The 517-nt window shown below is 48.9% G+C and carries 1 pseudogene; it reads left to right on the plus strand.

Annotated features, from left to right (window positions below):
- Positions 1 to 32: 32 nt before the first annotated feature.
- Positions 33 to 517, plus strand: a pseudogene (locus R7Q46_RS30345) (M20/M25/M40 family metallo-hydrolase); the annotation flags it as partial.

Here is a 517-nt window from a genome sequence, read left to right on the forward strand (position 1 = left end):
TTTTAATTCATAAATGTAAGGAAGACTCAAGGATGACAGACAGTCCAGTACTGGCACTTGCAAAAGACCTGATCAGCCGCCAGTCAATAACACCTGAAGATGCAGGTTGTCAGGACCTAATGATCGAGCGTTTAAAAGCGCTCGGTTTTGAAATTGAAGTTATGGTGTTTGAAGACACCACCAACTTTTGGGCGCGTCTCGTTAACTAAGCGCCATTGTTTGCTTTCGCAGGTCACACAGATGTTGTACCCGCAGGCAAGCTAGAGCAATGGGATACACCACCGTTCGAGCCAACCATCATCGATGGCTACCTTCATGGTCGTGGTGCAGCCGATATGAAAGGCTCTTTGGCGGCGATGGTAGTGGCCGTTGAACGCTTCATTGCCGAGCACCCAGCTCACAAAGGCTCGATTGGCTTTTTGATCACTTCTGATGAGGAAGGTCCTTTCATTAACGGTACCGTTCGCGTCGTAGAAGCGCTGATGGAACGTGGTGAGAACATCGACATGTGCATCGT

The organism is Vibrio sp. 811 (assembly GCF_033339195.1).